The organism is Morganella sp. Je.2.23, from assembly GCF_051129855.1.
GTDB classification, from domain to species: Bacteria; Pseudomonadota; Gammaproteobacteria; order Enterobacterales; family Enterobacteriaceae; genus Morganella; species Morganella sibonii.
This window is the reverse complement of the sequence record NZ_JBCPSQ010000056.1, coordinates 1-255: the sequence shown is the minus strand read 5'-3', so window position 1 is coordinate 255 and position 255 is coordinate 1. Positions and strand designations below refer to the sequence as shown.

The following is a 255-nucleotide window of genomic DNA, read 5'->3' as shown; positions in this document are numbered from 1 at the left end:
CCGGCTGGTGTGCCTTGTCCAGCCGCTATGAGAGGGACGGTAACCGGCTGCCACATTCTGCTCTATCCGCTCCTCCTTTCGTTCGTCGTTATTTTTTTTCTTTAACGCGGATTCCAGACCGATACTGTCGGTGGCGGTTAATTCCCGGTACAGAATGAGATTGAATCTGGCTGAGGCCAGATGCCGGAGTCCCTCAACAAACAGTACCGGCAGACCGTGAGTCACAGGGTTAATGACTGATGTGCCTATCTGTAC

Annotated in this window: 1 protein-coding gene; it reads right to left on the bottom strand. The window is 52.9% G+C overall.

What is annotated here, in order from left to right; genetic code table 11:
* Positions 1-255: hypothetical protein (locus AAZR23_RS20820; RefSeq protein ID WP_434694512.1), on the bottom strand; the 255-nt coding region annotated here is incomplete at both ends.